Genomic DNA, 5,953 nt, shown 5'->3' on the forward strand with positions numbered 1-5,953 from the left:
CTCTGGGGGTTTGGGGGGCGAAGCGCCCCCAACGGCCCGAGGAGGAGGCGCAAGCCCGACGGCGAGAGGAAAGGCTCGCGCGCCAGCGCTCCATTCAGACCCCGCCCGAGGACCCCGCCCATGCTGACCCTCCCCCCCACCGACGCCCGCCTCGAACCCTACCGCCTCACCGGCACCCCCCTCACCCCGCGCGCGCCCAGCCTGCCCCTGACCCGCACCGCCTTCGCAGCCGCCCATGTTGTCTCGGACCCGCTGCACGAGCGAAACCCCTGGGACACCGGACCCGCCGTCGACTGGGACACGACCCTTGCCTTCCGGAGCCAGCTCTGGGACCAGGGCCTCCACCTCGCCGAAGCGATGGACACTGCCCAACGCGGCATGGGCGTCGACTGGCCCACGGCGCTGGACCTCATCCAGCGCACCATGCGCGCCGCCAGGGCGCACCCCGCCAATCCCCGTGTCGCCTGTGGGGCAGGGACCGACCACAAGACCCCGCAGGACCTCACCACCCCTGACGCCATCCTCGCCGCCTACACGACCCAGGCCGAAGCGATCGAGGCCGCAGGCGGCCAGCTCATCCTGATGGCCTCCCGCGCCTTCCCCGCCATCGGCGCCACCGAAGCGACCTACCGCCACGTCTACCGCCGCCTCATCGACCAGGCCGCCCAGCCGGTGATCCTGCACTGGCTTGGGCCCATGTTCGACCCCGCCCTCACCGGCTACTGGGGCACCACCGACACCGACAAGGCCACCGATTTCGTCCTCAATCTCATCGCCGAGAACCCCGCAAGGGTGGACGGCATCAAGATATCCCTCCTCGACCAATCGCACGAAGAGCAATTCCGTGCCCGCCTCCCCGCAGGCGTCCGCCTCTACACCGGCGACGACTTCAATTACGCCCCCCTGATCGAAGGCGACGGCACCCGCCACTCCCACGCGCTTCTCGGCATCTTCGCCGCCATCGCCCCCGCCGCCGCCCAGGCCCTCGAGGCCCTCGCGCTCGAAGACCATGCCACCTACCACCGCCTCCTCGCCCCCACCGTCCCTCTCAGCCGCGAGATCTTCCGCGCCCCCACCCGCTTCTACAAGGCCGGGATCGCCTTCCTCGCCTGGCTGAACGGCCACCAGACGCACTTCATCATGCCCGCGGGTTTCCAATCCAGCCGCGACATCACCCATTTTTCCCAGGTCTTCCGCCTCGCCGACCAGGCAGGCTTGCTTTCCCGCCCCGATCTGGCAGAAGCGCGGATGAAGACCCTCCTCGCGCTGCACGGGATCGACCAAAGCTGATGGACAAGCGGCCGACGATCATCGACGTGGCAACCCTCGCCGGGGTCTCCAAGTCGACCGTCAGCCTCGTCCTGCAACAAAGCCCGCTGGTCAAACCGGAAACCCGCGACGTGGTCAAAGGGGCGATGGCTGAACTCGGCTACGTCTACAACCGCGCCGCCGCCAACCTGCGCTCGGCCAATGCGGGCCTGATCGGCCTTGTGATCAACGACCTGCGCAACCCTTTCTTCACCGAATTCGCCACCTCGCTGCAGATGGCGCTCTCCGCACGGGGCTATGCCACCGTCCTTGCCAATACCGACGAAGACCCCGCCCTGCAGGCGCAGGTCGTCGGCGCGATGCTGGAACACGGGGTCTCCGCCCTGATCGTCTCGCCCGCCTATGGCGACGAGGCCGCAACCTTCGACGCCATCGCCCGCGCCAATGTCCCCGCGCTGCAGGTCCTGCGCCAGGTCGCGGACAACGCCCGCTTCCCCTTCGCCGCACCCGACTACCCGACCGGTTCGCGCCTCGCCACCGAACACCTGCTGGCCCAAGGCGCACGCCGCATCGCCTTCGTCGGTGGCCTCGAAGGCCGCGCCGTCACGCAACTGCGCATGTCCGGCTACCTTGCCACCCTCTCCGCCCACGGTCTCACGCCCCTCCACCTCCCCGGTCGTCCCGGCCGCGCCTTCGGGCGCGAGGCCGCCCGCCGTCTCGCGCAGGATCACCCCGCCGTCGACGCCGTGCTCTGCTTCAACGACCTCACCGCCCTCGGCCTCCTCACCGGCTGTGCGGAACTCGGTCGTGCGGTCGGCACCTCGCTGAAGATCGTCGGCTTCGACGACATCGAGGATTGCGCCCAGGTCTTCCCCACGCTTTCCTCCGTCCGCTGTGACATCGCCGGTTTCGGGCGGCAGATGGCGGAAACGGTGCTGAAATGGCTGGAAGAAGACCATCGCCCGCCGCCGGAAACCATTACACCCGTCACATTGATCCCCCGCGCGACGAGCCAAGCCAGATGATCCCGGACCCCGCCGCCTTCCTCCGCCGCCTCTTCGACCGCGCCGTCGAGGTCGCCGACCCCATGCGCTCGCTGGCCCGCTTCCTGCCCGAAAAGCCGCAAGGCCGCCTCTTGGTGATCGGGGCCGGGAAAGCTTCCGCCCGCATGGCCGAGGCGGTCGAGGCTGCATGGGGTCCCTGCGAAGGCCTCGTCATCACCCGCTACGGCTACGGTCGCCCCTGCCGGGGGATCGAGATCGTCGAGGCCGCCCATCCGGTCCCCGACCAGGCCGGGGTCGATGCCACAAGGCGGATGCTCGCGCTGCTCAACGGCTTGACCGAAGACGACACCGTCCTCGCCCTGATATCCGGCGGCGCCTCCGCGCTCCTTTGCGCCCCCGCAGACGGCATGACGCTGGCCGAGAAGCAGCAGGTCAATGCAGCCCTCCTTGCCTCCGGTGCGCCGATTTCGGCGATGAACACCCTGCGGAAACACCTCTCCCGGGTGAAGGGTGGCCAGATCGCGGCAACCGCCTATCCCGCGAAGATGCTTGCCCTGATGATTTCCGACGTCCCCGGCGACGATCCCGCCTTCATCGGCTCCGGTCCGACCGTCGGCGACGCCACCACCCCCGGGGACGCCCGCGCGATCCTCGACCGCTGGTCCATCCCCGTGCCGCCCTCCGCTCGCGCCGCCCTGACCCGGTCCGGCGTCGTCCCGCCCGGTGACCCGCGCCTTGCGCGCACCGAGAACGTGATCTACGCCGCCCCGGCCCAGTCCCTCGCCGCCGCCGCCGATCTCGCCGCCCCGCTTTGCGATGTCCGAACCCTCGGCGACAGCCTTGAAGGCGAGGCGCGCGACATCGCCCGCGAACAGGCCGCAAAAGCCATCGCCCTGGCCGCCGGCCTGAACCCCGGCGACAAGCCGATCCTCCTTCTCTCCGGCGGCGAGTTGACCGTGACACGGCAAGGCGACGGGATAGGGGGACCCAACGCGGAATTCTGCCTCGCCCTCGCCATTGCCCTGGACGGCCACCCGCAGATCCACGCCCTCGCCTGCGACACCGATGGCGTCGACGGCGCCGCCGAGGTCGCAGGCGCCGTGATCGGCCCCGACACGCTGCAGACGACCGGCGCGACCGAGGCGCTTGCCCGCAACGGCGCCCACACATGGTTCGCCCGCGCAAGAAGCCAGGTCGTCACCGGCCCGACATTGACCAATGTGAACGACTTCCGCGCGATCCTGATCCAGCCGCCCGGCTGATCCCGCGCCGGGGCAGGTCATTTCGATGGGCGCGCCCGCCTTTGCGGCAGCATCACCCGCACGGCCAGCCCGCCCAGCGACGCACTGTGCTCCAACGCGATCGTCGCCCCGTAGGCCTGAAGAAGGTCGCTGGCGATGGCAAGCCCCAGCCCGCTGCCCGGCGTCGACCTGTCAAGCCGCGTCCCCGAGAGCATCGCCTCGGCCCGGTCTGCCTCGGGGATGCCCGGCCCGTCGTCCTCGATCAGAACCTCGACGCCGCCGGTCCGCTTCCGCACGCTCAGGGTGACGGCCGACAGACACCATTTCAGCGCATTGTCCAGAAGGTTGCCCAGCACTTCCTCGAAGTCCTGCGGATCCATCCGCACCGTCAGCCCCGGGTCCTGCGTGACGGAAAAGCGCTTGCCGTCGCGTCGGGCCATCATGTCGAAAAGGCGCGCGAACCGGTCGACCGTATGGCTGAGATCGGTTTTCGCCTGCGTCGCCTCGCCGGAATTCGCCGTTCGCAACCGCGCCAGTGACCGGCCAAGCTGGGCATCCACGCGGTCCAGCGCGTCCAGCGCCCTGGTCATGTCCTGCGCACCTTCGGCCAGCACGGTCAGCTCGTTGCGCAGGATCGCGCTTGGCGTCTTCAGCGCATGGGCAAGGTCCGCCGCCTGCCGCCGCGACCGGCTGACGATCTCGCGGTTGCGCTGCAGAAGACCGTTGATGTCCGCCACCAGCGGCGCGACCTCCTCGGGGTAGTCGGCCTCGCTCAACTCCTCTTCCCGCTCCCAGCGCTGTGCCACGTCGCGCCGCAGCCGGTCCAGCGGCCGGGTGATCGCCGCCGTCTGCACCAGCACGCTGGCAAGGCCGATCACCGTGACCAGCGCGAAGGCCAGCACCAGGCTGCGCCGGGTATCGCTGCGCTCTGCCTTCAGCTGCGCCAGGCTTTCCGCCACCGCGACGGTCCAGGCGCTGCCGTTCTCCAGCGTGATCACCTGCTCGGCGATCCTCACCTCCTCGACCTCGGGGCTGGCGCCGTCCCCGATGGACAGGGTGGTGCCTGCCGGGGTCGCGGCGGGAAGTGTCGCGTCAAGCAGTGACGCCGAGGTGTGGATCGCCCCGTCCGGCCCCGTCACCTGCCAGTAGCGCCCCGAGAACGGCGCCTGATACTGCGGGTCGAACAGAAGGTCGCCCAGCCGCGCCGGATCGTCCGGCACCGAATTCAGCGCCACGACGATCTGGGTATGCCGTTCGAACAGCGCCTGGTCGAAACGGGCCAGTTCGCGCTGGTTCAGGAAGGAATACAGCAGCAGCACCCCGACCGTCAGCGACACCAGGGCCGCGAGGCCGCCGCTGATCCAGGCGCGCTGGCGCAGGGACAGCATCACGCGGCGTCGATCATGTATCCGCGCCCGCGCGTGGTCAGGATCAGGTCCGGTCCCAGCTTCTTGCGCAGGCGGTTGATGAAGACGGCAATCGTGTTTGAATCGCGGTCGCCGTCGTATTCGTAGATATGGTCGGACAATTCAGTCCGCGAAATCAGCCGCCCGGCATTGTGGATCAGGTAGGACAGCACCGCGACTTCCTGCGCGGTCAGGTCGACCGGCACTCCGTTCAGCGTCGCACGACCGTGCCGGGTGTCGAACACCACCCCGTCGCGTTCGAACAGCGGGCTGCTCAGCCCTGCGCTGCGCCGCAGGGTCGCGCGCACCCGTGCGGCCAGTTCCGGCAGGTGGAAGGGCTTGGTCAGGTAGTCGTCTGCGCCCGCATCCAGCCCGTCAACCCGGTCCGACCAGCCATCCCGCGCCGTCAGGATCAGGACCGGAGTCGCCACCCCCGTGCTGCGCCATTCCTTCAGGATCGAGATCCCGTCCCGCAGCGGCAGGCCGATATCGAGGATGATCATGTCGTAGGGTTCGGTCGCGCCGCGGAAACAGGCTTCCTGCCCATCATGCACGACATCGACGATCCGACCCTCGGCAGCGAGGAGCTTCCTGATCTGGTCGCTCAGGACCACTTCGTCTTCGGCAAGCAGAATTCGCATGGTCGGGAAGGATTATCAGCAGATTGGGCAACAATTAAGGCGCGTCTCAGTTCTTTCCGTTGCCATTGCCATTGCCATTTCCGCCGCCGTTCCCGTTCCCGTTCCCGTTGCCGTTCCCTCCGCCATTGCCATTGCCATTCCCGTTGCCTTTGCCGTTGGCCTTGCCATTTGACCCTGCGGTTGCGCTCTTGCCTTTCGACTTCGCGCCCTTTTCGGCGGCGGCGGACACCTCGGTCCCGATGGCAGAGTCCTTGGGGACCTCGGTGCCGGTGCTCGCGTCGATGATGACGCTGACGATCGCTCCGTCCGGCTTTTTCAGGACGATCCGGTAATACAGCCCGCCAGCATCGAAGGCACGGGCCTCGATCGGCTCGCCGCCGTTCGCCCAGACC

At 68.7% G+C, this 5,953-nt stretch carries 6 protein-coding genes; 3 read left to right on the forward strand and 3 right to left on the reverse strand.

The features are described from left to right. The first annotated feature begins 120 nt into the window (after positions 1-120). From ACE3P6_RS08845 to ACE3P6_RS08855, 3 genes are read left to right on the forward strand one after another with little or no spacing between them, the layout of a single operon-like run. Complete coding sequence (locus ACE3P6_RS08845) at positions 121-1,290, forward strand: dihydrodipicolinate synthase family protein (RefSeq protein ID WP_374393888.1); 1,170 nt, start codon at positions 121-123, stop codon at positions 1,288-1,290. Next, positions 1,290-2,294: a LacI family DNA-binding transcriptional regulator gene (locus ACE3P6_RS08850; protein WP_374393890.1), complete on the forward strand. Its 1,005-nt coding sequence runs from the start codon at positions 1,290-1,292 to the stop codon at positions 2,292-2,294. Before ACE3P6_RS08845 ends, ACE3P6_RS08850 begins: the two co-directional genes overlap by 1 nt. Continuing rightward, on the forward strand, positions 2,291-3,535 hold the full coding sequence (locus ACE3P6_RS08855; RefSeq protein ID WP_374393891.1) for a glycerate kinase: 1,245 nt from the start codon (positions 2,291-2,293) through the stop codon (positions 3,533-3,535). The genes ACE3P6_RS08850 and ACE3P6_RS08855 overlap by 4 nt, the downstream gene beginning before the upstream one ends. 17 nt (positions 3,536-3,552) lie before the next feature. Here ACE3P6_RS08855 and ACE3P6_RS08860 read toward each other — a convergent pair whose 3' ends face one another. The 3 genes from ACE3P6_RS08860 to ACE3P6_RS08870 all read right to left on the reverse strand — a co-directional run. Beyond that, the gene (locus ACE3P6_RS08860) at positions 3,553-4,902 is read right to left on the reverse strand and encodes an ATP-binding protein (protein WP_374393894.1); all 1,350 of its coding nucleotides are present in this window, start codon (positions 4,900-4,902) and stop codon (positions 3,553-3,555) included. After that, positions 4,902-5,561 carry a response regulator transcription factor gene (locus ACE3P6_RS08865; protein ID WP_374393896.1) on the reverse strand — a complete coding sequence of 220 codons (660 nt, stop codon included), beginning with the start codon at positions 5,559-5,561 and terminating at the stop codon, positions 4,902-4,904. Before ACE3P6_RS08865 ends, ACE3P6_RS08860 begins: the two co-directional genes overlap by 1 nt. A gap of 46 nt (positions 5,562-5,607) precedes the next feature. Further along, positions 5,608-5,953, reverse strand: a 346-nt coding sequence (locus tag ACE3P6_RS08870; RefSeq protein ID WP_374393898.1) for a hypothetical protein, incomplete at its 5' end; no start/stop codon positions are given.

This window comes from Tabrizicola sp. (genome assembly GCF_041911175.1).
Lineage (GTDB): Bacteria > Pseudomonadota > Alphaproteobacteria > Rhodobacterales > Rhodobacteraceae > Tabrizicola.